Below are 773 nucleotides of genomic sequence, written 5' to 3' on the forward strand. Positions count from 1 at the left end.
ACTTTACCGCCCATGTGACCACATTTTTTAACCGAAGCGAGTTGGTCTTCAAAGTGAACACCAGCGGCACCGGCTTCGATCATCGACTTCATCAGTTCGTATGCGTTTAGCACGCCACCAAAGCCCGCCTCTGCGTCCGCTACGATTGGTAGGAAGTAATCAATACCACCTTCATCTTCAGGAGACTTGCCATTCGCCCACTGAATTTGGTCAGCACGACGGAAAGAGTTGTTGATGCGCTTCACCACTGAAGGCACTGAGTCCACTGGGTATAGCGACTGATCCGGGTACATAGTCGATGCAGTGTTGTTATCTGCCGCTACCTGCCAGCCTGATAGGTAAATCGCTTCGATACCCGCTTTCGCTTGTTGTACGGCTTGACCACCTGTCAGTGCACCAAGACAGTTTACATAACCTTTTTTCGCACTGCCGTTGACCAGTGACCACAGCTTATCAGCACCACGTTGTGCGATTGTATTTGCTGGTACCATCGAGCCACGCAGTTCTACGACTTCTTCTGCAGTATAAGTACGCTTTACGTTTTTCCAGCGTGGATTCGTTGCCCAGTCTTTTTCCAGAGCTTCAATTTGTTGGCGGCGAGTCAATGTCATTGGTCTATCCCTCTTTATTATTTGCACTTTTGTTTGTGCGTTGAGTTTCCGTTCTCAGGCAGTACATCCCTATCTGCCTCGAAAGTTTTCACGTTATTGGTATTACAGTTAAGAATTCTTAGTCCAAGTAGTCATAACCAGGGACAGTTAAGAAGTTGGTTA

The 773-nt window shown here is 47.6% G+C and carries 1 protein-coding gene; it reads right to left on the reverse strand.

What is annotated here, in order from left to right; translation table 11 throughout:
• Positions 1-611 (reverse strand): isocitrate lyase (gene aceA / locus R7190_RS26870; RefSeq protein ID WP_318137797.1); only part of this gene is annotated, 611 nt, incomplete at its 3' end.
• Between the last annotated feature and the right edge of the window lie 162 nt (positions 612-773).

This window comes from Vibrio sp. 1078-1 (assembly GCF_033340475.1).